The 26161-nt window shown below is 70.5% G+C and carries 15 protein-coding genes and 2 tRNA genes; 4 read left to right on the top strand and 13 right to left on the bottom strand.

All coding sequences use genetic code 11. The annotated features are described in order from the left end of the window. Positions 1 to 18: 18 nt before the first annotated feature. Complete coding sequence (locus GCG21_RS12935) at positions 19 to 3057, bottom strand: glycoside hydrolase N-terminal domain-containing protein (RefSeq protein ID WP_194165089.1); 3039 nt, start codon at positions 3055 to 3057, stop codon at positions 19 to 21. Positions 3058 to 3208: 151 nt separating this feature from the next. Here GCG21_RS12935 and GCG21_RS12930 point away from each other — a divergent pair, with 151 nt between their 5' ends. Further along, positions 3209 to 4072: a hypothetical protein gene (locus GCG21_RS12930; RefSeq protein WP_152910102.1), complete on the top strand. Its 864-nt coding sequence runs from the start codon at positions 3209 to 3211 to the stop codon at positions 4070 to 4072. A gap of 12 nt (positions 4073 to 4084) precedes the next feature. Here GCG21_RS12930 and GCG21_RS12925 read toward each other — a convergent pair. Beyond that, positions 4085 to 4161 (bottom strand) — tRNA-Pro (locus tag GCG21_RS12925). A gap of 79 nt (positions 4162 to 4240) precedes the next feature. On the opposite strand from GCG21_RS12925, the gene GCG21_RS12920 reads away from it, so the two are divergent. Beyond that, a tRNA-Gly gene (locus GCG21_RS12920) sits at positions 4241 to 4314 on the top strand. Positions 4315 to 4401: 87 nt separating this feature from the next. Next, positions 4402 to 5697 (top strand): hemolysin family protein, encoded by a 1296-nt coding sequence (locus tag GCG21_RS12915; RefSeq protein WP_152910101.1) that lies wholly within the window; start codon positions 4402 to 4404, stop codon positions 5695 to 5697. A gap of 51 nt (positions 5698 to 5748) precedes the next feature. Here GCG21_RS12915 and GCG21_RS12910 read toward each other — a convergent pair whose 3' ends face one another. From GCG21_RS12910 to GCG21_RS12885, 6 genes are all read right to left on the bottom strand, one after another. Beyond that, the gene (locus GCG21_RS12910) at positions 5749 to 7080 is read right to left on the bottom strand and encodes a ScyD/ScyE family protein (RefSeq protein WP_194165088.1); all 1332 of its coding nucleotides are present in this window, start codon (positions 7078 to 7080) and stop codon (positions 5749 to 5751) included. 556 nt (positions 7081 to 7636) lie between these two features. Then, entirely contained in the window at positions 7637 to 8638 is a 1002-nt protein-coding gene (locus GCG21_RS12905; RefSeq protein WP_152910099.1) for a sugar phosphate isomerase/epimerase, read from the bottom strand. A 67-nt stretch (positions 8639 to 8705) separates the two neighbouring features. Then, the gene (locus GCG21_RS12900; RefSeq protein ID WP_152910098.1) at positions 8706 to 9851 is read right to left on the bottom strand and encodes a Gfo/Idh/MocA family protein; all 1146 of its coding nucleotides are present in this window, start codon (positions 9849 to 9851) and stop codon (positions 8706 to 8708) included. A gap of 121 nt (positions 9852 to 9972) precedes the next feature. Then, complete coding sequence (locus GCG21_RS12895) at positions 9973 to 11034, bottom strand: substrate-binding domain-containing protein (protein ID WP_152910097.1); 1062 nt, start codon at positions 11032 to 11034, stop codon at positions 9973 to 9975. 66 nt (positions 11035 to 11100) lie between these two features. Continuing rightward, positions 11101 to 12105 carry an ABC transporter permease gene (locus GCG21_RS12890; protein ID WP_152910096.1) on the bottom strand — a complete coding sequence of 335 codons (1005 nt, stop codon included), beginning with the start codon at positions 12103 to 12105 and terminating at the stop codon, positions 11101 to 11103. Continuing rightward, the gene (locus tag GCG21_RS12885; RefSeq protein WP_152910095.1) at positions 12102 to 13619 is read right to left on the bottom strand and encodes a sugar ABC transporter ATP-binding protein; all 1518 of its coding nucleotides are present in this window, start codon (positions 13617 to 13619) and stop codon (positions 12102 to 12104) included. Before GCG21_RS12885 ends, GCG21_RS12890 begins: the two co-directional genes overlap by 4 nt. A gap of 116 nt (positions 13620 to 13735) precedes the next feature. On the opposite strand from GCG21_RS12885, the gene GCG21_RS12880 reads away from it, so the two are divergent. Then, complete coding sequence (locus GCG21_RS12880; RefSeq protein WP_152910094.1) at positions 13736 to 14953, top strand: ROK family protein; 1218 nt, start codon at positions 13736 to 13738, stop codon at positions 14951 to 14953. Between the two features lie 57 nt (positions 14954 to 15010). On the opposite strand, the gene GCG21_RS12875 is transcribed toward GCG21_RS12880, so the two are convergent. The 5 genes from GCG21_RS12875 to GCG21_RS12845 form a co-directional block, all read right to left on the bottom strand. Then, the gene (locus GCG21_RS12875) at positions 15011 to 19942 is read right to left on the bottom strand and encodes a ThuA domain-containing protein (RefSeq protein WP_370517512.1); all 4932 of its coding nucleotides are present in this window, start codon (positions 19940 to 19942) and stop codon (positions 15011 to 15013) included. Between the two features lie 384 nt (positions 19943 to 20326). Beyond that, complete coding sequence (locus tag GCG21_RS16335) at positions 20327 to 23509, bottom strand: PQQ-dependent sugar dehydrogenase (protein WP_194165087.1); 3183 nt, start codon at positions 23507 to 23509, stop codon at positions 20327 to 20329. A 294-nt stretch (positions 23510 to 23803) separates the two neighbouring features. Then, positions 23804 to 24310, bottom strand: coding sequence for an LPXTG cell wall anchor domain-containing protein (locus GCG21_RS16330; protein ID WP_194165086.1), 507 nt, complete (start codon positions 24308 to 24310; stop codon positions 23804 to 23806). Beyond that, complete coding sequence (locus GCG21_RS12850) at positions 24307 to 25380, bottom strand: WxL protein peptidoglycan domain-containing protein (RefSeq protein WP_152910092.1); 1074 nt, start codon at positions 25378 to 25380, stop codon at positions 24307 to 24309. Before GCG21_RS12850 ends, GCG21_RS16330 begins: the two co-directional genes overlap by 4 nt. 61 nt (positions 25381 to 25441) lie before the next feature. Continuing rightward, positions 25442 to 26083 (bottom strand): hypothetical protein, encoded by a 642-nt coding sequence (locus GCG21_RS12845; protein ID WP_227993800.1) that lies wholly within the window; start codon positions 26081 to 26083, stop codon positions 25442 to 25444. Positions 26084 to 26161: the final 78 nt, after the last annotated feature.

The following is a 26161-nucleotide window of genomic DNA, read 5'->3' as shown; positions in this document are numbered from 1 at the left end:
GAATCCCGCGCTGGATCCTCAGGCTGCCGACGTACGGCGCCGCAGCAGCATCAGGCACCCGGCCGCGGCCAGGATCGTTGCCACGGCGGCCGCCACCCCGACCTTGGCCCCCGTGTTCGGCAGGGTGTCGGGCAGGGTGTCGGCCGGATCGTCACCGGCCTGGTCCGCACCGGCCTGCGAGTCTGCGCCACCCGTGGGTGCCGGATCCGTCGGGGCCGGATCGCTGGAATCCGTCGGCGCGGGATCCGTCGGGGCGGGATCAGGGGCGGCCACGAACTCGGCGCGCCGGTAGGTGTCCTCCGCCACGGTGACCGCGAGCTCGGCGTCGGCGGAGACCTCCGCGCCGGCCTCGTCGACCCACCGGTCGAACGTGAATCCGGACTCCGGCTCGGCCACCAGCACGACCTGCGCGCCGTCGGGCACGCGACCCTCGTAGCTGCCGGCCGCCTGCGCTCCGGCGACGGAGACCGCGCCCCCGTCACCGGCCTCGACCGTGAGGTCGTGGGCGCGCACGAGCCGGTAGGTCTGCCCGGCCTCGGTCTCGAACCCGATCGTGTCCTCGGTCCGTTCCGTCAGCGCGACCTGGTCGCCGGCGCCGTCGAGGACGACGAAGTCGGCGAGGCCGGGGTTCTCGAGCAGCAGGTCCTGCCCGCTTCCCGATTCGATCGTCGCCTCGACCAGACGGGAGTCCTGCCACCGGTAGTCGAGCTCGAAGTCGCCGCGCGCCTTGATGCCGGCGATGCTGCCGTCGGCCCACTCGTCCGGGAGTGCGGGCAGGAGCTGGACCCGGTCGAGATGGCTCTGGATGAGCATCTCGGCGATGCCGGCGGTCAGCCCCATGTTGCCCTCGATCTGGAACACGGGCCGCTCGTCGTGGTTCGTGCCCTGGCCGTGGGAGTCGAGCAGGTTGTCCATGATCCCGGCGTAGCCGTTCGGGGTGCCGACCATCGAGGTGAGCGCCCGGTAGGCGCCCTCACCGTCGAGGGCACGGGCCCACAGGTTGATCCGGTGGGCCTTGCCCCATCCGGTCGACTCGAAGCCCCGCTCCTCGAGGGAGACGCGCGCCGCGGCGAGTTCGGCCGGGTCCTCCTTGCTCAGCAGGGTGCCCGGGTAGAGCCCCACGAGGTGGGAGAGGTGGCGGTGCGGCAGCGGCCGGTATCCGGCGTTGAAGTTGGGGATGTCGACCTCGGCGAGGTCACCGGCCTGGGCCCGCCCCGGGGTCGTCTCCTCGTACCACTCCTTGATCTGGCCGGCCTCGCCGATCATGATCGGATCGAGCCGGGCCTGCGCCGCGCGCCACTCCTGGGCGAGCTCCTCGTCGACCCCGAGCTCCGTCGCGGAGTCGATGGCGTCCTCGAAGAGTTCCCACACGAGCGACTGGTCGTAGGTCGACCCGTTGACCGTGGGGCCTTGTTCGGCCGAGACCGACGGCGTGACCACGAGCCGGTCCTGGTACTCGCTGTACCAGAGGTAGTCGAGCCAGAAGCCGGCCATCTCCCGCTGCATCGGGTAGATCTCCTCGCGGAGGTACTCCCGGTCCTGGGTGAACTTGTAGTACTCGCCGACGTTCTGCATGGCCCACGTGGACCCGCCGATGTTCCAGCCGAACTCCTGCACGGCGTACGGGGCGGTCAGGCCGAAGATGTTGTTCACCGTGTGGACGATGAAGCCGTTCTCCTCCCCCGGGCCGCTCGGGCTGGCCGAGGTCGCCCCGGCGGTCACCCGCCCCGGCTCGCGCAGGCTCTCCATGTAGTCGTTGAACGGCACGGCGGTCTCGGCGAGGTTGGTCACGAGGTTCGGCCAGTAGTTCATCTGCACGTTGACGTTGAAGTGGTAGTCGGCGTTCCAGAACTGCGAGCCGCTGCCGATCATCCACACGCCGTTGAGGTTCGAGGGCAGCGTGCCCTCCCGCGACGTCGCGATCGTGAGGTAGCGGCCGAACTGGAACAGCAGCGCCTCGAGCGCCGGGTCGGCCCCGCCGTCGCGGTAGGCCTGGATCCGCTCGTCGGTCGGCAGGTCCGTGCGCCCCTGCCCCAGGTCGAGCTGGACGCGGGAGAAGAGTTCCGCGTGGTCGGCCACGTGGTCGGCGCGGACGGCCTCGTATCCCTTGGCTGCGGCGCCGGTGACCCGCTCGGTCACCGCCTCGTGGGGGTGATCGCCGCGATACGTCGGGTAGTCGTTCGCATAGTCGGTGCCGGTGGCCAGGTACAGGGTGACCGTGTCGGCGCCGGTGACCTGGAGGCCGTCGCCGGCGCGGGCGACCTGCCCGCCGTCGGCGACCACCTTGACCTGGGCCTCGTACTGCAGCTGGTTGTCGCGCAGGGCGCCGGCGAGGGTGATCGTGTCGCCGGAGACGCTCGTCGAACCGACCTTCTGGGCGTCGTCGAGGCTCACGCCGACCGTGATCGAGGCCGCCTCGTCGGCGCTCAGGCGCACCGCCAGCACGTTGTCCGGGTAGCTCGTGAACACCTCCCGCTCATAGGCCACGCCGCCCGCCGTATACGAGACGCCGGCGATGGCGGTCTCGAGGTCGAGGTCGCGGATGTAGTCCTCGACCTCGCCCTCGGCCGGGGCGTCCTCGCCGAAGTCGAGGCGGATGTCCCCGAAGTCCTGGTACATCCCCATGCCGTTCTTCCAGGCGGACGGGTCGATGATCTCGCGGGTGAGGATGCGGTTGGCCTCGTCGAACGGCAGGCCGAACACGTCCGTGCTCTTGTCGTCGAGCTGCTCGGCGAAGTCGGTCAGCTGCCCCCGGGTGACCGGGGTCGTGCGGTTGGAGCCGTTGTAGTCGGGGCGCGACTCGGCGGGCCCGCCCGACCACAGGGTCTTGTCGTTGAAGTGGATCCGCTCCTGCTGGACCCCTCCGAACACGAGCCCGCCCATGTAGCCGTTCCCGATCGGGAGCACGGTCGACTGCCACTGGTTGCGGTCGGTGTCCACCGGAGCGGGCTCGTCGAACCAGAGCAGGTTCTGCTGGGACTGCGCGGGCGCGTCCGTGCCGTCGTCCGCCAAGCTCGCCCCCGCGGTCGCCACGAGCATTCCCGCTGCCATTGTCATGATTCCAACCTGCTTCAAGCGTTTATACATCCGATCTCCTCCGCGAGTCTACGGTGACTGGGTCGACTGGCGACGATATCAGAGGTCCAAACATCGGATCTGTCGTTGCGGCGTCCGGCACCCGAATCGTCCGCGGCGATACACTCACGGCGTGAGAACGGACGAGCAGCCGGAGTTCCTCGGGACCGCCCGGGCCCGCTCCCGCGCCGTTCGAGCCGTGAGAGCGAGCGCGCTGGGACGGCGGTCCTGGACCTGGGGCCGCGGCGCGCCGTTGCTCGTGGCCGTCGGCACCGTCGCCGGTGTCGTGATCGCGACGGCATGGACGACGACGCAGCCCCGTTCCGTACAGCTGCTCGCCGTCGCCGGGGTGCTCGCGGCGGGTGCCGCGGCCTTCGCGGCGACCCGCGCCCTCGTCGGCGCGATCGCGGTTCGCCGGCGCATCGAGCGGGAGCGCCGGGCCTGGGCCGAGGCGCGGGGGTGGGCGTACGCGGGCGCCGAGACCGCCGCGGATCCGGCGACGGCCGGCCTCGTGCTGCCGCGCGGGTGGCGGGCACCGGTGGCGTTCGGCTCGCTCCGCGGGGTGATCGGTGGCCGCGAGGCGCTCGTGCAGTCGTGGCACCTGCGGTCGGCGTCGACGTCGAAGCGGCAGAGCACGTATCGGGAGATCGTCTCGGTCCGCGCCCGCACGCGCGGGCACCGCGTGGCCGTCCTGAGCGGCGTGGGCCTCGACCCCGCGCTCATGAAGCCGGCCTGGGTCGACCTGCGCACCCGGGAGCGGGATCGGCGCGATCGCGGCTCCCGCGCCCACGTCGACGGCGACCCCCGCGTGCTCGACACGTGGGGAGCGGCGATCCGGTCGGCCGTGGACGCCCGCGCCGACCTGCCCGTGACCGTCGTGGCGGGCGCGGACCGGGTGGTCGTGTGCGCGCTCGACGATCCTCGGATCGCCACGGCACAGGAACGGCTCGAGCTGGCGGTCGAGGTGGCCCGGATCGTCGATCCCACCGGCCGGTAGCCCCCGGGCCCCTGGTCGGGATGACAGGATTTGAACCTGCGACCTTCCGCTCCCAAAGCGGACGCGCTACCAACCTGCGCCACATCCCGATGCGTGCCGGTGCTCCGGCCAGGCTCAGTGTAGTGGTCTTTTCCAGTGCCGCCGATCGGGTACCCTGGGGGCTGCACTGCGGGTGTAGTTCAATGGTAGAACCTCAGCCTTCCAAGCTGATGGTGCGGGTTCGATTCCCGTCACCCGCTCCACGGATTCCTCCGTCGTCTCGTCTAGAATCCCATCATGGACGACCCCCGGCCCAGCCGCCGTTCGCGCCGCGCGGGCGAACGAGCTTGATGGACACCGACACCCTCGCCAGCTTCGGCCTCGTCGTCCTCTTCGTGATCGTCGGCGGGGTCTTCGCCGCGACCGAGATCGCCCTCGTCTCACTCCGCGACAGTCAGCTCACGCAGCTGGAACGCCAGGGGGCCCGCGGCGCCCGGGTCGCGGCGGTCGCCCGGAACCCGAACCGCTTCCTCGCCGCGGTGCAGATCGGGGTGACGGTCGCCGGCTTCTTCAGCGCGGCCTACGGCGGCTCGACCCTCGCCCCCGACCTCGCCCCCTACCTGCAGCGCCTCGGCCTGTCGGAGTCCGCCGCGGCCACGACCGCCCTGCTCGTGATGACCCTGCTCATCGCCTACCTCTCGCTCGTGCTCGGCGAACTGGTGCCCAAGCGCCTCGCCCTGCAGAACTCCGCCGGACTGTCGCTGCTCGCCACCCCGTCCCTCGACCGGTTCGCCACCGTGATGCGGCCGGTCATCTGGTTGCTGTCGGTCTCGACCAACGCCCTCGTCCGGCTCCTCGGCGGCGACCCCGAGGCGACCCGGGAGGAGCTGAGCGAGCGGGAGCTGCGCGACCTCGTGGCCACGCACGACGGGCTCGAGGACGACGAGCGGCAGATCATCCAGGACGTCCTCGGAGCGGCCCAGACCCTCCTGCGCGAGGCGATGCGGCCACGCACCGACGTCGTCTTCATCGACGCCGACATGCCGCTGCGGGACGCGGCCCCCTGGGCACGCCGGCAGGGCTTCTCCCGCTATCCGGTCATCGGCGAGGGCTTCGACGACGTCCTCGGCTACCTGCACGCGCGGGACCTGATCGACCTGCGAGTGGACGAGACCCGCCGCGTCCACGACGTGATCCGGGAGGTGCTCGTGCTGCCGGGGACCAACCGGGTCCTCCCCGCTGTCTCGCAGATGCGCCACGCCGGAACCCACCTGGCCGTGGTCGTCGACGAGTACGGCGGCACGGACGGCATCGTCACCCTCGAGGACCTCGTCGAGGAACTGGTCGGCGACATCCGCGACGAGTACGACGCCCGGCCGGCGCCGTCGATGCAGGACCCCTCGATCGTGCCGGGAAGCTCGACCCTCGAGGAGTTCGCCGAGGCCACCGGGGTCGAGCTCCCCGACGACGGCAGCTACGAGACCGTGGCCGGTTACGTCATCGCCCGGCTGGGCCGGATCGCCGCCGTCGGCGACACGGTGGCCGTCGACGACCACACGCTCGCGGTGACGCGGATGACCGGCACCCGGATCACCGAGCTCGCGTGGCACCCGGCCGAGCCACAGCCCCCCGTGCCACCGGCCTGACCGGGTGCGGGAGGCGCCGTCCATGATCGACGCCTCCCGACCCGAGCGGACTCAACGGCCGAGCGGAACCCGAACCACCTCTCCCCCGCCGGGAAGGATGCTGCCGGTCGTCACGTAGGCCGACCGGCCGTGCAGCGCCACCCCGTACGGCGCGAACAGCCCGCCCGCCACGGTCGTGACCTCGTGCCCACGACGGTGCGAGATCCGCACGAGCGCCCCGTTCGTGGGCCCGGCCGGTGAGGCGAGCCCGGTCGAGGAGATCTGCACGGCGTACAGGTCGCCGCCCGGGGCGAGCGCCAGGTCGGTCACGTTCGTCAGGCCGGTCGCGTACGGCACCGCGCGCGCGTCACGATGACCGCGGGCCGGGAACACCTGCCAGATCGTCGACCCGCCCTCGGGGAACGGGAAGCCGGTCAGCTGGCTCACGAAGTAGGACCCGCGGGGCCCCGGAACGGCGCTCGTCGGCACGAACTGCATCGGCATCTCGTTGCCCGAGTTCGGCGGGAACTCGACCATGACGTCGTCGAACGAGGCGACGAGCGAGGTCCGCCCGCGCCGGCCGACGTCGACGACCGTGTTGCCGCCCGCGTCGGCGACCACGTAGCCGCCGCGCACGCGCTCGACGGACGCCGGGTTGCTGTCCGGGCCGTCGACCGGGTTGTGCTCGGCCTCGAATCCGGCGAGGTCGGCGACGGTGCGCCACTGACCGCACTCCCGCGGGTCGCCGCCGTGACGCCCGTGGCCGCCTTGATGCCCGCGGCCGGCGTGACGCCCGTGGCCGCCGTGGCGCCCGTCCCGCGAACACGAATGCGAGAGCCGTCCCTCGACGAGGGAGGCGAATCCCTCGGGCAGCGTCTGGGCGGTGTCGCCGTCCTGGCTCGTGGCCGCCCCCTCGGCGAGCGCGGCCGGCGGGGCGCCGAGTCCGATGCTCGCCACGTAATGGGATCCGAACACGGCGACGTCGCTCGGGCCCGTGGCGCTGCCGCCCTTGACCACGGGTGCCTGGCCCGGCTGCGCGGGGGGCAGGTTCGCGGGCGGGGCGAGCGAGGGCAGGCCCGTGACCACCCGGCGCTGCGACCAGTCGCCCCGGTGGTGCGTGATCCGCGTGATCGCACCCGTGGGCCCGTAGCAGGCGAATACGCCCTCCGACGTCGTGATGCAGGGGCCGTCGCCCCCGACCCCGGACTCCGCGACGTACAGCGCGCCACCCGGTCCCACGCTCAGCTGCCGGGGATTGTCGAGCCCGGTGGCGATCACCACGGGATCCGCATCCGGCCCGCGCGGATGCCCGCGCCCGTGTGCTCCCGCCGGGGCCACACCCGCCACCGCGGCCAGCAGCACACCCGCCGCCACCGCGATCGACCGAGGAATTCGTCGATTCATTGCCGTTCCTTCCCAGAGACCCGCGCGGCACGTGGCACGCCCGGGGCGAACCGAGCCCGCGCCGCCCGGCCGGGCACCTCGCGGGTCGTCTTCGTCAAGAATGGGTCGAGGTGGGCCGTCCGGTCCGGGTGGCCGCATCCGACCGACAGGTCATCGTCACGGGTTGACGCGGCGGCCGGGACATCGCGCCGGCACGCCCCGGTCGGGGAATGCCGGCACGCGCGGTGGAACGGCGGCGCGTCGATCGAGGTCAACGCTACTGCCGCCCGGAGCGGGGCGGAAGGCGTCCGCCCGGGTGGGTGCGGCGGGAGGTGTCGGCGATGGCCGGTGGCTGGTGGGGGCGGCGTGAACATCGGGCACGCGGGTGTCTTGTATCGGGCACGCGGGGAAACTCGCCGGTGCGGGACAACGGGAGGCTTCCCCGGAAACGAGCAGGGTCACATCCCTGGAATCGGATCCGATTCCAGGGATGTGACCCTGGTCAGCGATAGAACCGCTGTGTGACGCCGAACGACGGCGGCGCCCGGTGCGCCTCAGCGCGTGGAGCCGGTGTGCCTCAGCGGGTGGAGAAGGCGGCGTCGAAGGCCGCATCCGAGGTCTTGAACGAGAGCGAGCGCACGAACTCGAGCGCCTTCGGTCCGCCCACGAGCCGGTCCATGCCGGCGTCCTCCCACTCGACCGAGAGCGGGCCGTCGTAGCCGATGGCGTTGAGCATGCGGATCGCGTCCTCCCACGGCACGTCGCCGTGACCGGTCGAGATGAAGTCCCAGCCCCGGCGCGGGTCCGCCCACGGCAGGTGCGATCCGAGCCGGCCGTTGCGCCCGTTGAGGCGCCGCTTGGAGTCCTTGCAGTGCACGTGGAAGATCTTGTCGCGGAAGTCCCACAGGAACGAGACCGGGTCGAGGTCCTGCCACATGAAGTGGGAGGGGTCCCAGTTGAGGCCGAACGCCTCCCGGTGCCCGATCGCCTCGAGGGTGCGCTGCGTCGTCCAGTAGTCGTAGGCGATCTCGGAGGGGTGCGGCTCGAGCGCGAACCGGACACCCTCGGCGTCGAAGACGTCGAGGATCGGGTTCCAGCGGTCGGCGAAGTCCCGGTAGCCGGCCTCGACCAGCTCCTCCGACACCGGCGGGAACATCGCCACGTACTTCCAGATGGAGCTGCCGGTGAAGCCGCTCACGGTCTTGACGCCGAGCCGGGCCGCGGCCGTCGCCGTCACCTTGAGCTCCTCCGCCGCGCGCCGGCGCACGCCCTCGGGGTCGCCATCGCCCCAGATCCGGTCCGGCAGGATGCCCCGGTGGCGCTCGTCGATCGGGTCGTCGCAGACGGCCTGACCCTTGAGGTGGTTGGAGATGGTGAAGACCTGCAGGCCGTTCTTCTCCAGGATGTCGAGGCGGTTGCGCACGTAGGCGTCGTCCTCGGCGGCGCGCCACGGGTCGAGGTGATCGCCCCACGAGGCGATCTCGAGGCCGTCGTAGCCCCACTCGCCCGCGAGCCGGGCCACCTCCTCGAACGGCAGGTCGGCCCACTGGCCGGTGAACAGCGTGATCGGTCGTGCCATGGATGGCGTCCTTTCTCGTGATGGCGGCGGCGGTGCCGCCGGTGGTTCGTGACCGTGCCCGACGGCGTCAGTCGCCCACGGCCGTGAAGGCGCCCTGGGCAGTGCTCGAGCGTTCGACGGCGGCCAGGACCTGTTGCACGTGCAGCCCGTCGGCGAAGGACGGCGCGGGGTCGTGCCCGCCCGCGATCGCCTCGACGAGATCGACGGCCTGGTGGGTGAAGCCGTGTTCGTAGCCGAGACCGTGCCCGGGCGGCCACCAGGCCGCGATGTACGGGTGATCCGATTCGGTCACGAGGATCCGCCGGAATCCGCCGTCGCGGGCGGGGGTCGAGGCGTCGTAATGGTGGAGGATGTTCATCTCCTCGAAGTCGAACGCGAGCGTTCCCGTGCTGCCCGAGATCTCGAAGCGCATCGCGTTCTTCCGGCCCCAGGCCACGCGGGTCGCCTCGAGCACCGCGGTTCCCCCGCCGGAGAGGCGAGCGGTGAATGCGGCCGCGTCGTCGACGGTGACCCGGCCCCGTCCGGTCCCGGCCGTGCTGCTCAGGCCGTCCGAATTGCCCGCGGTCGGGCGCTCGTGCACGAACGTCTCGAGCATCCCGGAGACCCCGACGTAGCGCTCCCCGGTGACGAACTCGGTCAGGTCGACGATGTGCGCGCCGATGTCGCCGAGCGCCCCGGAGCCGGCCCGGTCCTTGTCGAGCCGCCACGACAGCGGCGCCTCATCGTCGGCGAGCCAGTCCTGAAGGTACTGGGCGCGCACCTGGCGCACCTGCCCGATCCGGCCCTCGGCCACGAGTTGGCGGGCGAGGGCGACCGCGGGCACGCGCCGGTAGGTGAAGCCGACCATCGCCCGGGCGCCGCTCCCGCGGGCGTCCTCGGCGGCCGCGACCATCGCCTCGGCCTCGGCGACCGAGTTGGCCATCGGCTTCTCCACGAGCACGTGCTTGCCGGCGCGCAATGCCGCCGCGGCGATCTCGGCGTGCGTATCGCCGGGCGTGCAGATGTCGACGAGGTCGACGTCGTCTCGTTCGACGACGCGGCGCCAGTCGGTCTCCACCTCCGCCCAGCCGAGCCTGCCGGCCGCCGCCGTGGCCGCCGCCTCGTTCCGTCCGACGAGCAGCCCCATGCGGGGCTCGAGCGGGAGGTCGAAGAACCTCGGGGCCACCCGCCACGCCTGGGAGTGGGCCCGCCCCATGAAGGCGTATCCGATCATCGCGACATTCAGTCGGCCTTGCTTATTCAATGTGTCATCCCCTTCTGCGGTGGTGCCGGACCCACCGGGCCCGGCAACGACGAGGCGGCGTGCCGGCCCTTCCCGGCACGCCGCCCGCGACTCAGGACTCGAACGCGGCGTCGATGAACTGGTCGACGTTGTCCGAGGTCACGACCGGGGCGTACAGCTGCACCTTGCGGGGCACCTGCACCTCGGCGAGGTCCGCCATCGCCTTGTCCTGCACGAGCAGTCGCGCGAGGCGCACGCCGTCGGCGGCCTGGGTCGCCGGGTAGAGCACCGTGGCCTCGACCACCGAGTCGCCCTCCTGGATGTGACGCATCATGTTCGCCGAGCCGGCACCGCCGACGAGGAAGAACTCGTCGCGGTCGGCGGCGTCGATCGCCGAGAGCACGCCGACGCCCTGGTCGTCGTCGTGGTTCCAGATCGCGTCGATCTTCGGGGCGGCCTGCAGCAGGTTGGAGGTCGACTCCTCCCCGCCCTGGACCGTGAAGTCGGCGGCGACGCGGTTGGAGACCTCGAGGCCGCAGTCGCCGAGGGCGTCCGCGAAGCCCTGGCTCCGGTCCTGGGTCAGGGGCAGGCTGTCGATCCCGGCGATCTCGGCGATCACCGCGTCGTCCTGGCCGCCGAGGCGCTCACAGATGTACTCGCCGGCGCTCACGCCCATGCCGTAGTTGTCGCCGAGCACGGTCACGCGGGAGGCGTTGGAGTCCGAGAACTCGCGGTCGACGTTGATCACCGGGATGCCCGCGGCCATGGCCTCGAGGGCCACGCCGGTGAGGGCCGCGCCGTCGAAGGGGACCATGACGATCGCGTCGACCCCGTTGTTGATGAAGGTCTGGATCTGGGTGATCTGCAGGGCGACGTCGTTCGTGCCCTCGGCGACCTGAAGGTCGACGTCCTCGAACTTCGCGGCCTCGGCCTGCGCGAGGGTGGTCATGGCGCCCATCCAGCCGTGGTCGGCGGCCGGGGCGGAGAAGCCGATCGTGACCGTGTCACCCGGCTCGTCGTTGCCCGAGGCGGCCGGCGCGGAGTCCGAGCCGGTGTCGGAGCCGCCCTCGCCGGAGGTGTCCTCCGGGGTGTTGCTCACGCAGCCGGCGAGCAGCAGCATGGTGGAGAGTCCGGCGGCGACGGTGAGCCGGCGACGCGTGATGGTCCGTGACATAGGTGTCCTCCTTGACGTAGTGACAGGTGAATCGGGAGCTGATGATGGATGCGGAATCACCGCGGGCTAACTCGACCCGCGATTGGCGAAGCGCTGCTGCAGGAGCACCGCGATGACGATGATGGCGCCCTTGACGAGCGACTGGGCCGATGTGGACAGGTTGTTCTGGATGAAGACGTTCGTGAGGGTGGAGAAGATGAGCACGCCCAGGACCGTGCCGAAGATGGTCCCGCGCCCTCCCATGAGCAGCGTGCCGCCGATCACCACGGCGGCGATCGCGTCCAGCTCGTACATGGTGCCGTTCGTGGACGAGCCGGAGCGGGTGCGCGCGAGCATCGTGATCGCGGCGATCCCGACGGTGGTGCCCGCGAGCGCGTAGAGGTACATGGTGTGGCGCTTGACCTTGATTCCGGCCAGGCGAGCCGCCTCCGGGTTTCCGCCCACCGCGATGGTGCGTCGGCCGAAGGTCGTGCGGTTGAGCAGGAACCAGCCGGCGACGGCCACGACGAGGAACATCCACACGATCGCGGGCACGCCCAGGACGTCCGCCCGGAACACGTCGAGGAACGCGTCGTTGTCGACGAGCTGGGTGTGGCGGCCGGAGATGATCTCGGCCAGGCCGCGCGCACCGACCATCATGGCCAGCGTCGCGATGAACGCCTCGACCCGGCCGTAGGCGATGATGATGCCGTTGACCAGCCCGACTCCGGCGCCCACGAGGACTGCCGTGACGGCGATGACGAACCAGCCGCTGCTGGCGGCCATCGTCTGGGTGGCCAGCGTCGTCGCCCAGACGGTCGCGAGGCCGAGCATCGAGCCGACCGAGAGGTCGATCCCGCCGCCGGTGATCACGAACGTCATCCCGATGGACATGATGCCGATGGTCGCGGCGCTGCTGAGGATGACCATGAGGTTCGCGGAGCTGACGAACTGGTCGCCCGAGGTCACCGCGCCCACGACGCACAAGAGCACGAGGGCGATGATGAGGCCGAGGTTGCGCACGAGCCCCGGGCTGCTCCGAACTCGCGCGAGGGGTCCGGCGGACTGGACCGCCGATACGTTCTCGCTCATACGCTGGTTCCTTCCATGATGAGGTCGAGCACTCCGTGCTCGTCGATCTGATCGGCCGGTCCCTCGTGGACTACGCGGCCGTCGGCGATGACCAGCACCCGGTCCGCCAGGCCGAGCACCTCCTCGATCTCGCTCGAGACCATGAGGACGGCGGCGCCTTGGGCCGCGAGGGTACGGATCAGTGCGTAGATCTCGGCTCGGGCGCCGACGTCCACGCCGCGGGTCGGCTCGTCGAGGATGAGGACCTCGCAGCCGTGGACGAGCCAGCGGGCGAGCATCGCCTTCTGCTGGTTGCCGCCGGAGAGGGTCCGGATCCGCCGGTCCGGATCGCCCGGGGCCAGCTGCAGGGACTCGATCTGTTCGCGGGCGGCGGCGCGCTCGGCGCGCTCCTTGAGGAAGCCGCCGCGGGCGAAGCGCGCGAAGGTGGACAGCGTGATGTTGCGGTAGACGGGCTCGTCGAGGAGCAGGCCCTGGCTCTTGCGCTCCTCGGGGGCGAGCCCGATGCCGTGCGCGACGGCGCGCTCCACGGAGCCCCGGCGCAGCGCCTTGCCGTTCACCCGCACCGTGCCGCCGGTCGAGGTGCGCGCGCCGTAGACGCTCTCGACGATCTCCGAACGGCCGGCCCCGACGAGCCCGGCCAGGCCGACGATCTCCCCGGCGCGGACGGTGAAGGAGACGTGCTCGAAGACCCCGGCGAGTTCGAGGTCCTCGACCTCGAGTCGCACCTCGCCGATCTCGCCCGTGCGGGCGCCGCCGAAGTCGGCGGCGATGACGCGACCGGTCATGAGTTCGATGAGTTCCGGCGTCGAGGTCTCGGAGACCTGCAGGCCGCTCGCGACCGTCTTGCCGTCCTTGAGCACGGTGATCCGGTCGCCGATGCGGCGGATCTCCTCGAGTCGGTGGGAGATGTAGATGACCGCGACGCCTTCGGCGGTCACGGACTCCACCACCTTGAACAGGTTGTCGACCTCCTCGGGGTCGAGCACCGCCGAGGGCTCGTCCATGACGATCACGCGGGCGTTGCGCGAGAGTGCCCGCGCCATCGAGACGATCTGGCGGCCGGCGGCGGACAGCTGCCCGACCTCCTGGCCCGGCCGGATCTCCGGATGTCCGAGCCGCGCGAGGAGCTTCCTCGTTCGGTCGTGGGCCTCGCCCCGGCGGAGCACCCCGCCGCGGGCGAGCTCGTGCCCGAGGAAGATGTTCTCGGCGACGCTCAGCCCGTCGACGACGTCGAGCTCCTGGTACATCGTCGCGATCCCGATCTCGAGTGCGACGGAGGGCGAGGCGATCGTGACGTCCTCCCCGTTCCATCGCACCTGCCCGGAGTCGAGCTGATGGGCGCCCGCGAGCACCTTGATGAGGGTGGACTTGCCGGCACCGTTCTGGCCGAGGAGGCAGTGCACCTCGCCCGTACGCACGTCGAAGTCGACCCCGTCGAGCGCCTTGGCACCAGGGAAGTGTTTGATGAGCCCCGTCACGCTCAGGAGCGGTGTGGAGGGGTCTGCTGTGACCATAGCCACAGACTAGCGCCACTTATGGAACGAGTCAACCAAAAGTTACGCCGTGTCCGAATCGTAACTCGCCGCCCATTCCTAAAAGCTGGGGCACTTCGGGGTGGTTAACTTGTCCCATGACAGACACCGACACCCGAGTCTCCCAGCTCGTGGCCGCCAAGCCACGGGGGAACGATCCTCGTTCCGCCGGAGCCCTGTTCCAGTTCGTCCGCGACGGACTCCCCCACACGCGCGCCGAGCTGGCCGCGGCGACGAGGTTCGCGCGGCCGACGGTGGCCGCCCGGGTCGACGAGCTCCTCGCCTCCGGCCTCCTCATCGCCACGGGCGAGGCGGTCTCCACCGGCGGGCGCCCGCCCGCCACGTTCGCGTTCAACGCCGGCGTGCGCCTCATCCTCGTCGCCGACATCGGCGCGAGCCACTACCGGCTGGCCATCACCGACCTCGCCGCCAACATCGTGAGCGAGCGCTCGCTGCCGGTCACGATCAGCGCCGGCCCCGAGCCGGTGCTCGACTCGGTCGCGGCCGAGTTCGAGCAGATGCTCATCGAGATCGACCGGCCGGTCACCGACGTCTTCGGGGTGGGGATCGGGCTGCCGGGCCCGGTCCAGCACGACACGGGCCAGCCGATCAGCCCTCCGATCATGCCCGGCTGGGACGGCTTCGACGTGCCCGCACGGATGCAACGGACGTTCCCGGTCCCCGTGCTGGTCGACAACGACGTGAACATCATGGCGCTCGGCGAGCACCGGTCGCAGTGGCCCGACGTCGCGAACCTGCTGTTCATCAAGGTCGCCACGGGCGTCGGCTCGGGGATCATCTCGGACGGCGAGCTGCGGCGGGGCGCGCAGGGGGCCGCCGGCGACCTCGGGCACATCGCGGTCCCCCGCGGGGAACCGGTGCCCTGCCGCTGTGGCAACCTTGGCTGCCTCGAGGCACTCGCCAGCGGCCACGCGATCGTGGAGTCACTGCGCGAGCAGGGGTACGACATCGAGGCCACGGCCGAGATCGTCGACCTCGTGCGCGCCGGCGACACGCGCACGATGCAGGCCGTGCGCCAGGCCGGTCGCGACATCGGCGACGTGGTCGCCGGGTGCGTCAACCTGCTCAATCCGTCGGTCATCGTCATCGGCGGGGTCATCGCCGATGCGGGCGAGCACCTGCTCGCCGGCCTGCGCGAGGTGGTCTACAGCCGCTCGCTGCCGCTGGCCACCGAGCACCTGCGGATCGTCACCTCCCAGACCGCCGGCCGGGCCGGGATCCTCGGGGCCGCCCGGATGGTGGCCAAGCGGGTGCTCGACGCGCCCGCGATCGACGAGTTCCTCGCCGGCGCCTGATCGTCGGCCCGCTCCCCGGCGATACTCACCAGGGAACGGACCGACGTCACGCACGTCCTAGGAGCAGGACGTCGCCTCGTAGGCGAGCACCTCCTGCCCGTCCAAGCCGTCGCCCGCGGCATCGACGGTGAGCTCACCGGCGTCGATGGCGACCGACCGCGTCGTGAACGCGAGCGACTTCGTCGCACCATCGGCCAGACCCGCAACGGACCTGGTACCGAAGGCCGTCTCCACGCTCACATCGAGCGGCGCACCGGCCACATTCGTCACCGACGCCACGAGCACCTGCCTACCCGCCACACACCGGGTCGTCACCGCCGTCTCCGTCAGTACCTCTGCCGGCGGCTCGGGATCGCCGTCGACCACCCGGAAGTAGTCGAACGTCGCGGTGGGCTGCGCGGTCGAGCCGGCGGCCAGGGTGAAGAGGCCGACGCGGCCGATGTTCGCGACGTCGGCGTTGGTCACGGACTCGAACTGCGTCCATGCCTCGCCGTCGGCCGAGTACGAGCCGGTCAGCGTCGTCCCCTCCTTCTGCAGGCGCAGGTGCCACACGCCCTGGTCCACCCCGGACTGCGAGGGCTGCGGATCCTGGACGACGCCGCCGATCTCGCTGCGGAGCTCGAGGTTGCGCGTCACGGCGCTTCCCTCGGTGCTCGTGGCGAGCACGTCGAGCTTGACGTAGTTGTCGTCGTCGACGTAGGCGATGAGGCCCGCCTGCTCGTACTGCCGGCTGAAGGAGTCGGCATCGACGAGGGTCTCCACCGTCCAGTCACCCTCCGGCGCATCCTGGAGCACGAAGTTCCCGGTGCCGGAGTTGTCGGTGCCGTAGATGTCTCCCGTGAGCGCATCGAGCTCGAGCCGGCCGTCGATCACCCGCAGGTGGTCGTAGTCCGGGCGCACGACGTCCCAGCGGCAGCCGTCGAGCGCGGTGCCGTCGAACTCGTCGTCCGGGCCGACCGGGGGCACGGTGTCGTCCGGGGTGAACGTGAAGTAGTCGAACGCCGCCTCGACGGGTGCCTGCGGACGGTCGCCGCCCTGGAGCGAGACGAGACCGATCCGCGGGTTGTCGATGCCGGCGATCGACTTGGTCTCCGGCATCTCGGTGAAGGTCACCCCGTCCGCGCTGTAGGCGGCGTTGAGGCTCTCACCGTCGCTGATGAACCGCACCCACACGGTCGTGGGGTAGTCCGCACCGAGGTCGGCGGTGTTCGAGTCGTCCACCTCACGGGGATCGCCGTTCTCCTCCACGATGTACTGGAAGATCCGGGAGTCCGCGTTCGGCGACGCCGTGTCCCGCGCCTGGAAGACCATCTTGGCGTAGTTGTCGTCGTCGCCGTAGATGAGGAGGCCGGCCTGCTGGTAGGCCTGTGTGCCGGGCATCGTCACCTTGGTGGTCGCCGTGAACGGGCCCTCCGGCAGATCCTGCAGCACGAGGTTCGGTGTGCCCGAGTTGCCGGTGCCGTAGATGTCGGTCGAACTCGTCGGGATGATGAGCGATCCGTCCTCGATCCGCAGCTCCTGGTTTCCTCGGACGACGCCGTCCCAGCGGCCGGTGTCGAGCGCGTCGCCGGTGAAGTCGTCCGACCGGCCGGCGAAGCACATGAGGGTCGCCGGCCTCGCCGTGATGGCCACACCCCTCGAGGTCGTGGCACCGCGGGTGTCGGTGACGGTCACCGTGGCGGCGTACTCTCCCGGCCTCGTATAGGTGTGGGTCGCCGCGGCGGTGTCCACCGTCGCCGATCCGTCACCGAAGTCCCACGAGTAGGTGAGCGGGGTGTCGCCGTCCGGATCGCTGCCGGTCGCGGTGAAGTCCACCGTGAGCGGGGCGGTGCCGGTCGTCGCGGAGGTCTCGACCTCGACGACGGGGCTCGAGTTGTCCGTGACGCCCGTGCCGAGGAACTCGACCCAGTTGACGTTGGCCTGACCGGCCGTGATCACGAAGTACAGCGGCCCGGTCTCCGTGGTGACGTCCGCGGGGAGGTCGAGGTCGTAGTCGCCCCAGCCCTGCCAGTCGCCGTCCGGGATCGTCACGGTGCCCAACGACTGCCCGTCCGGCGCACCGGTGCGGATGTCGATGGTGCCGCCCGGATCGGACGCGCCGCGCACGCGGATGGCGTCGATGCCGGTCAGGTTGGTCGGGTCGAAGGAGAACCAGTCGTCGACCTCGGCGTAGCCGATGTTCAGGCCGCCGCCGACGTCGCTCGTGTCCTCGGTCTGGACCCCCGGGTCTCCCGTGCTCGTCGAGCCCGGCAGCCGTCCGGTGTCGGAGAAGAACTCCGCCTCCTTGCGCTTGGGCTGGAGGATCACGATCTCCTGGGTCGTGAGCGGGTCCACCCCGTCCGCGCCCTGGTCCGTGTAGGTCACGGTGAGGACGCCGAAGATGTTGGCGCCGATGTGGCCCTGGTCGCCCTCGACGGGGATGGCACCCTCGCAGCCGCGGAACTGATCGGCCGGGTGGGCGTGCTCGTCGTGGCCGAGGGCGGGCTGGACGATGACGTTGTCGCAGTCGATCTCGCCGTCCTCGGGATCGGTGACCGAGACCTTGTACCTGACCACGTCACCGAAGTTGAAGAACCCGCCGTTCGCCGGGAACTCGACGTCGATCACCGGGGCGGTGTTCCCGGCCGTGATCGGCAGGGTGGCCGAGGTCGACTTCTCGTCCGGGTCGGTCACGGTCAGGGTCGCCGTGTAGTTGCCGGCGCCGGTGTAGGTGTGCGTGGGGTTCGCCTCGGTCGAGGTCGACCCGTCGCCGAAGTCCCAGGCGTAGGTCACCTCGCCGCCGTCCGGATCCCGGGATCCGTCGGCGCTGAACGTCACCTCGAGCGGGATGGGGCCGGAGGTGACGTCGGAGGCGATGCGCGCGATGGGCGATCGGTTGCCGGAGACGTAATCGATCCGGTACAGGCCGGAGTCGGCGTTGTTCCCGCCGAAGCCGCCACCCCACTCGATCACGTACAGGGCGCCGTCGGCACCCCATTCGAGCGCATGCGGGCGAGCGAACGACATGGAGGTGAAGATCTCGTTGATGTCGAGGACCTTGCTCGAGTCGTCGGAGAGCTGGAACGAGAACAGCTTGTTCGTGTTCCATTCGCCGAACATCGCCTTGCCGTCCCAGTAGGCAGGCCACTTCCGCTCGGAGTCGGAGGTCTCGTCGTAGACGTAGACCCCGCCGGCCATCGGTGCCCCGCCGTTGCCGATCTCCGGGGCGTTGCTCTCGGATCCGTTGTTCCGGTACCAGATGGTGGCCGGGATCGCCGGGGGCAGGGTGGTCAGGCCGGTGTTGTGGGGCGAGTCGTTCGTCGGTCCGTTCTCGCAGTCGAACGTCGCCCCGCTCGTGCCGGTCGCGAAGTCGTAGTCGTTGTAGGGCGTGTTCGGGCCCACGCACAGCGGCCAGCCGTAGTTGCCCGGCTGGGTCAGCGCATTCCACTCCACGGTGGCGGCGGGCCCGCGGTTCGGGTTGTTCGACCCCGCGTCGGGGCCGTAGTCCGCCACGAGCAGCGTGTCCGTGCGCGGGTCGATGCCGATCTTGAACGGGTTGCGAAAGCCCATCGCGTAGATCTCGGGCCGGGTCAGCTCGGTGCCCGGTTCGAAGAGGTTGCCGTCGGGGATGGTGTAGCTGCCGTCGTCCTGCGGGGTGATCCGCAGGACCTTGCCGCGCAGGTCGTTCGTGTTCCCGGAGGTCCGCTGCGCGTCCCAGGCGGCGCGGCCGTCCCGCTCGTCGATCGGGGTGTAGCCGTCGGAGGCGAAGGGGTTCGTGTTGTCGCCGAGGGCGATGTACAGGTTGCCCTCGCCGTCGAACTCGAGCGCTCCCCCGGCGTGGCAGCATTCGTCCCGCTGCACCGGCACCTCGAGCAGCACCTTCTCGCTGTTCAGGTCGAGCGTGTTGCCCTCGAGGGTGAACCGGGCGACGCGGTCGGTCTCGGAGCCCTGCGGCGAGTAGTAGAGGTAGATCCACCCGTTCTCGGCGAAGTCCGGGTCGAGCTCGATGCCGAGCAGTCCGAACTCCTGGACCTGGGTGACCGCGAGGGTCCCGGCCGTGACCGTGCCGCCGTCGGCCTGCACGATCTGGACGCGGCCGTCGCGTTCGAGGTAGACGGCCCGCCCGTCCGGCGTCGGTGAGACGTCCATCGGGTTCTGGGTGTTGAGGTCGAGCGGAACCTTCTCGAAGCTCGCGTCGAGCGAGGCGCTGCAGTCGGCGGGAACGACTCCGGCCGCGGTCTGCAGGCCCTTGAGGAGGTGCTCCCGGAACCCGGGCTCACCGTAGGACTCGTTCGTGTGACCGCCCGCGGTGTACCAGGATCGGCCGCCGTCGAAGTCCTGGCACCAGGCGATCGGGTGGTCGTCGCCCATGGCGTTGCCGCCCGGGTCGTAGCTGTCCTCGTCGAGGGAGGCGAGCACGTGGACGTCGCCGCGCGGGTTGTCGCGGAAGGAGTACCACTCGTCGTACCTGTCCCACTCGGCCGGCAGGTGCGCGGTCGAGGGGTGCGCCGGGTCCTCGACGACGACGGTCGCGTCCTGGTTCGCGGGGTGACCGGAGAAGTAGGCGCCCACGAGGTCGCCGTACCACGACCAGTCGTACTCGGTGTCGCTCGCGGCGTGGACGCCGGCGTATCCGCCACCGGAGCGGATGTAGTCCTCGAACGCGGCCTGCTGGTCCGCATCGAGCACGTCACCGGTCGTCGACAGCCAGACGACGACGTCGTACTGGGCCAGGTTCGCCGCGGTGAAGGCTCCGGCGTCCTCGGTCGTGTCGACCGAGAAGCCGTTCTCCGCCCCGAGGGCCTCGATGGCCGCGATTCCGGTCTCGATCGAGCTGTGCCGGAACGCGCTGGTCTTGCTGAAGACGAGGGCGTCGAACGCCTCGTCCTCCGGCGGCGGCGGTTCTGTCTGCGCGAAGGCGCTGCTCATTCCGAGCGGCGCTATGAGCGCTCCTGCGAGCATCATGCCCGCCACGCGGGACGGCCAGCTGCCGCCCTGTGTTCGTCTCACCACGGATCCTCCTCGAGTCGTGTGTAAGGTGCGCAGCCCGCCCGCCCGGATGGTGGTCGGTCAGCGCGCTTCGGCGGGATTCCGCCGGTGTCCCCCGGGTCCGTCGTCGGATCCGGGGCGAGCGGCCGGCGCCGTCATGCGCGACTACCGATCCACGACAGGACGACATGTGACGCAAGCCACGATCCGCAATCTACCGACCTTTTGTTGTTCCGTCAAACATAAGTGTGTCATCATCTGCCATCCTTCAAGCGCCGCTTGCAGCGATCGCTCGGGTGGACTGGGCTCGGATGTGTCACTGAATACGCGCGGATTCGGGTTCAGACACACCGATGGCCGGGCCCCGAGCGGGGACCCGGCCATCGGCGGCCGTCTACGGCGTGATCAGGCGCGTTCGCGCCGTGCGCGCAGCACGACCCCGGCGCCGGCGATGAGCAGCAGCGCGCCGAGCACGGCGGCCGGCATCACGCCCGCCCCCGTGTCGGGCAGCGCGCCGCCCGGCACCGTGGCGTCGTCGCCGGGAGTCTGCCCGTCGGCACCGTCGGCACCGTCAGCAGCCCCGTCGGCACCGTCGGCACCCTCAGCAGCCCCGTCGGCACCGTCAGCACCGTCGGCACCGTCAGCAGCCCCGTCGGCGCCGTCGGTCGGCGGGTCGGTCGGCTCGACGTCCGAGACGCCGAAGACGAGGGAGTCGACCTCGAGGCCACCGGTCGTGGTCACGTAGACCGTGCCGGAGCCCTCCGGGATCGAGTCGAACACGGCCGCGACATCCTGCCAGCCCGCCCCGCCCGTGAAGGTGAGCTCGGCGAACGGCTCGGCCCGGTACTCGTCCCAGCGGAGCGAGAGGGTGCCCTCACCGCTGGCCCGGGCCGTCACCAGGTCGATCGCCTCGCCGCTCGGTGCGTGCTGGAGCGTCATCGGTCGGAAGGCGAACCAGTCGCCGACGTCGAAGGAGGCGACCTTCTTCAGCGCCTCGGCCGACTCGTCCGCGACGATCTCGACCCCCTGGGCGTCGTCGAACCACTCGGCCTGCTGCTCGGCGGGCTTGAGCACGAGCGTCGCCTCACCGGTCGCGGCCGGGACGTCGCCCTGCGGGTTGTCCGTGTAGGTGACCACGAGGGTGCCGTAGAGCTTCTCGCCCGCACCGTGCTCGAGCGCGCTCTCACTGGTCTCGATCGTGAATTCGCAACCCGTTCCCGAGACCTCGGGGTGAGCGTGCTCGTTGTGTCCGAGCCCGAAGGTCCAGTTCACACGCGAGCAGTCGACGGTCGAGGGCTCCGGGTCGGGGGCGTCGGCGTAGGCGGCGAGCACGTCGGCCACCATCTCCGCCGTGAGCGCTCCGCCCGACAACGCCACGAGGTCCTCGAGCGGCACACCCGCGGCCGCGGCGAGCGCGTCGGCGGGAACGCCGAGCACGTCGAGCAGGATCGGGCCGCCGAGAGCGTCCGAGAGCCACTGGCCGACGGTGGATCGGGCGGTGAGGGTCCGCTCGTAGTCGACCCCCTCACCCCCGGCCGCGTCGTCCTCGGCGTCGGTCACCGTGACCGAGACGGGGACGTCGTCGCCCCAGCTGAAGAGCGAACCGTTCGGAACGCTGAGGCTCACCTCGGGGGCCGTGTTCCCGACCGTGATCTGAACGGTCGCCAGCCCGAACTTGCCGGCCTCGTCGGTCACGCGAAGCGTCACGTGGAACTGGCCGAGGTTCTCATAGGTGTGCGTGGCGGTCGGCCCGCCCTCGACGAACTCACCCGATCCGTCGAAGTCCCACTCGTAGGTGAGGTCCCCGCCCTCGGGGTCACGCGAGTCCGAGGCGTCGAAGGTCACGGTCAGCGGCACGTCGCTGCTGGAGATCGGGTCGGCGGTGACGAAGGCCTGCGGGGTCTTGTTCCCCTCGGCGTAGTCGACCCGGTAGAGCCCGGCGTCCGGGTTCTGACGGAAGAAGCCGTCACCGTACTCGAGCACATACATCGAACCGTCGGGTCCGAACTCCATGTCCATGACGTTGTCCCAGATGGGCTGGGCGGCGTCACTCAGGAAGGCGTTGGGAAGGAAGTTCTCGATCTGGGTGACCTGACCGGCCGAGCTGAGCTCGTCCAGCGTGATCGCTGCGACGTAGTCCATGGAGAACTCGGCCATGAAGGCCTTGCCGTCCCAGTACTCCGGGAACTGCGCGGGGGACTCGTTCGCCGGGTCGTAGCGGAAGATCGGGCCACCCATGGGGGCCTGGCCACGGCCGGTGCTGAACTCGATCAGTTCGTCCCACGGCTGGTCGCCGACGCTGTCGCCGTACCAGATCTGCGGCTGCGTGACCGCCGGGAGCTCGGTCAGGCCGGTGTTCCAGGTGGAGTTGTTCACCGGGGCGGCGCAGTCGAAGAACTCACCGGGGGTGCCAGTCTCGTAGTCCCACTCGTTGTAGGCGCCGCCGTCGTTCGGCCCGTGGCAGTACGGCCAGCCGCCGTTCATCGGCTCGGTCGTCAGCTGCCACTCGACATACCCCATGGGGCCGCGGTCGTCCTGCGCGGTGGCGGAGTCCGGGCCGTAGTCGCCCCAGACCAGCGCGCCGGACTCGGCATCGACGTCCATGCGGAACGGATTGCGCACTCCCATGACGTAGATCTCCTCGCGCACGAGGTCCGGGTCGTACTCGGGTGAGTCGAAGAGGTTCCCGGCCGGGATGTCGTACGTGCTCCCGGGACCGGGCTCGGCACCCTCGGCGATGCTCTCGCGCACGTCGATCCGCAGGATCTTTCCGCGCAGGTCGTTGCTGTTGCCCGCGCCGCGGCGGGAGTCGAAGCCCGGGTTCATCCCCGGGGCGTTGTTGATCGGGGTGAACCCGTTCGCACCGGGCGTGCCCGCAGGGGTGTTGTCGCCCGAGGACAGATAGAGGTTGCCGTCCCCGTCGAAGGCGATGTCGGCACCGACGTGGCAGCACTGGCCACGCTGGGCGGTGATCTTGATGATCTCCTGCTCGCTCGTCAGGTCGAGGGTGTTCGAGGCGCCGTCCCACTGGAACCGGGACAGCACGTTGTAGCCGACCCACTGGTCCCAGTACGTCTCGGCATCCTCACCGTCCGGGAGCTGCTCGGGGGCGCTGCCCTCGGGCGTCGTCTCCGGGTAGGCGACCCCGGTCGGCGAGGTCCCCGCCATGACGCGCGGGGCGTAGACGAGGTAGACCCAGTTGTTCTCCTCGAAGTCCGGGTCGATGGCGATGCCCTGGAGGCCGTCCTCGGAGTTGTGATAGACGTCGAGCTTCCCAGCCTCGGTGGTCAGGCCCGTCGACGGGTCCGTCAGGCGGACGACGCCGTCGCGCGCCGTGTGCAGCACGCGCGAGTCGGGCAGCACCGCCAGGTCGATCGGCTCACCGGTGTCCTTGGTGAGCAGGATCTTCTCGTAGTTGTCCCAGTCGAGCGCGGGATCCTCCGCCGCGAGGACGGCGGCGGATCCATCGCCCCCGTGCCCGGGAGCGGCGACCGCTCCCGTCATCGCCAGCGGCACGACCAATCCGGCGGCCATCGCCACCGCCGCGCCTCGGACCGACCATCGGCCGGCCCCAGTCTGTCTGACCATTCTCTCCTCCTTCACGTGGCCGGAGCACAGCGCGCGGCCGCTCGCCGACGGGCGGGCAGCAGCGGCGTGCGACCCGGGGCCACACTTCGGTGTGCTCTGGCATGGATACCGAGCTCTCAGCAGAGAGAGCTCCCTGTGACCCCTGATCGATGAATCGACGGCGGATCACACAATCGACGATCTTAGGGAGAGACTTTCGATACTGTCAAGACAAAAGTCTGAAGACGGCACTCATCGTTACACGACTGTGTTGATGGCCTTCGCGCCACGACCGACTCCGTGACGAGAGTCCGTTCACCGTATGGGGCGGTCTCCCGCTGATGTGGTGGAGCTCGCGGAGCGTCCGCGGCGTGCGCGCAGCACGACCCCGGCGCCGGTGATGAGCAGCAGCGCCGCGAGCGAGACGACCAGCGTCACGTCCGTCCCCGTGTCGGGAAGCGAGCCGCCCGGCGCCGTGCTGTCGTCGCCGGGGGTCTGCCCGTCCGCCCCCTCAGCGGCTCCGGCCGCTGCGCTGTCCGCACCGTCGGCACCATCGGCACCCTCGGCACCGTCCGTGCCGTCGGCGCCGTCCGCGCTATCGGTCGGCTCACCTGTCGGGTCCGCCGTCGCCGTCGGGTCCACCGTCGGGGTGATCTCGACGTCGACGGCGACTCCATCGCCGTCCGCCGCGCCGGTCGTCTCCGCGCCGGCGGTCACGGCGCCCGCAGTCACGGCCGTGGAGATCCCCACGATCAGCATGAGCGCGGTCAAGCAGGTGATCAGCCAGGTGGTCCTGCTGCGTGTCTGGGTGGCGCCGGTCATGTGTCCTCACTCGTCGTGCTCGTCGATGTCCGTGCTGCTTCCAGGCGCCCCGCCTGCCTGGCTTCCTCCAAGAGGGTCTGGAACCGTCGCTTGGATCGGATGCGGTTCCCGAAGAGTGCCGCCAGGATGAGCAGCACCCCCACGAGCAGGAGTGCCTGTGACCAGGGCCAGGCCCACATCCCGACCGGCACCGAGAGTGGGGGCACCGTCAACACGGTTCCATCCATCGCGCTCGATGTCGGCTCGAGATCGACCGTGCCGGTCACCCGCACGCTCGGCCACGTGGCCGGTGCCACGACCTCGAACCCGCGGCTCTCACCGGGCAGAAGTTCCTGTCGGCGTTCGTCCGCAGCGGGGAAGGCGATCTCCTGCCCCCCGATCCGCAGGACGCCGGCCGCGTCCAGCGTGGTGTTGCCCTCGTTCGTCACCTCGAAGGAGACCGTCGCCCGGCCGGGCACGAACGGGTTCCACGACTGCTCGTACCGTGCCCCGCTCACCTCGAGCCCGGCCGCGGGATCGAGGGTGCCGCGCACCCGGGTCTCGACCCGGATACCGATCCTGCTCTCCACGCCGACCCCGGCCCCGCCGTCCTCGCTCGACTGCACGGACATGACCGAGGCCGCGACGCCCGCCGCGTGATCCCCGGGCTCAGCCCGCTCGGGGACCTCGATCGTCACCGGCACGACCGCCATCTCGCCCGCGGCGATGGTGACCTCCTGCGGCAACGAGATCCACGTGCCCGCCCCGACCGACTCCTCACCCGAGGCGAGCATGTCGAATCGGCCGCTGCGGGTGAAGTAGCCGTCGGCCGCGGACAGCTGGAAGGTGACCTCCTGCTCGCTGAGGTTCCGGACCGCGATGTGTTCCTTCACCCGCTCCCCCGGGTCGAGCTCGTGCTCGATCCGGATGCGGCCGTCCGGTCCCTCAGCATCCGCGGGAGCGACGGTCCAGGTGATGGACTCGTCCTCCTGGACATCGGCCGCGGAGGGACCGGCCGGGAACACGATCGATCCGACGAGCACGAGCAGCAGGCCGACAATGCCCAACCCACGACGGGAATATGTAGTCATCAGTTCCTCAGCCTAGAGGGTCGCGCACCGGGCCCATCGCCCGTGCTCGGTCAGGGTCGGGTCACTGTCCGTCTTCGAAGAGCGAGAGGGTCAGCACCGAGGAATAGCTGCCCGGGGCCACATCGGTCTCGGTACGCAGCACCAGGTCCGCGTTCGCCGTCCAGCTGCCGTTCTCCGCGTGCGCCTCCTGGGAGTCGAGCGTCATGACCAACAGCTCCTCACCTTCCAGTCCCACGGCGTCGAGGCCCTCGTCCAGCACGGTCTCGACCGGGTCACCCTCATACACGGCCCCGCTCGAGCTCTCGGTCACCATCGCCGGCGTCCACCCCAGGTGCTCCGGGCCGATCGGGGCCTGCCCCGCATCACCCACGAAGTCACTCGCCTGACCCACCACATACCAGTACACGCCCTCGGGCGCGTCACTGCGATCATCGGTCACCGTCACATTCGGCAACTCCCCGGTGAACTGACGGAACTCCTCGGTCGACCCGTCCTCGACCAGCGTCGACTCCGTGCCATCGACCGTCATCGTCAACGCACCCACCGACTCGATCTCGACACCGATCTCGACCACACTGGTGTCCTCGGCATCCGGATGCGCGGCCATCGCCGCCGTCCCCACACCCACGAGCATCACACCACCGACCGCACCGACCACGGCACGCCCGACCACACCGCGCTTGACCACACTGCGCTTGACCATCTTCTTCTCCCATTCCGGCTCAACACCGAACCGATCGATACGACACAGGCCCACCGGGCCCGCGAACCACACATCACA

This window comes from Pseudactinotalea sp. HY160 (assembly GCF_009372055.1).
Classification (GTDB): Bacteria; Actinomycetota; Actinomycetes; order Actinomycetales; family Beutenbergiaceae; genus HY158.
This window is presented reverse-complemented; position numbering and strand designations above follow the sequence as displayed.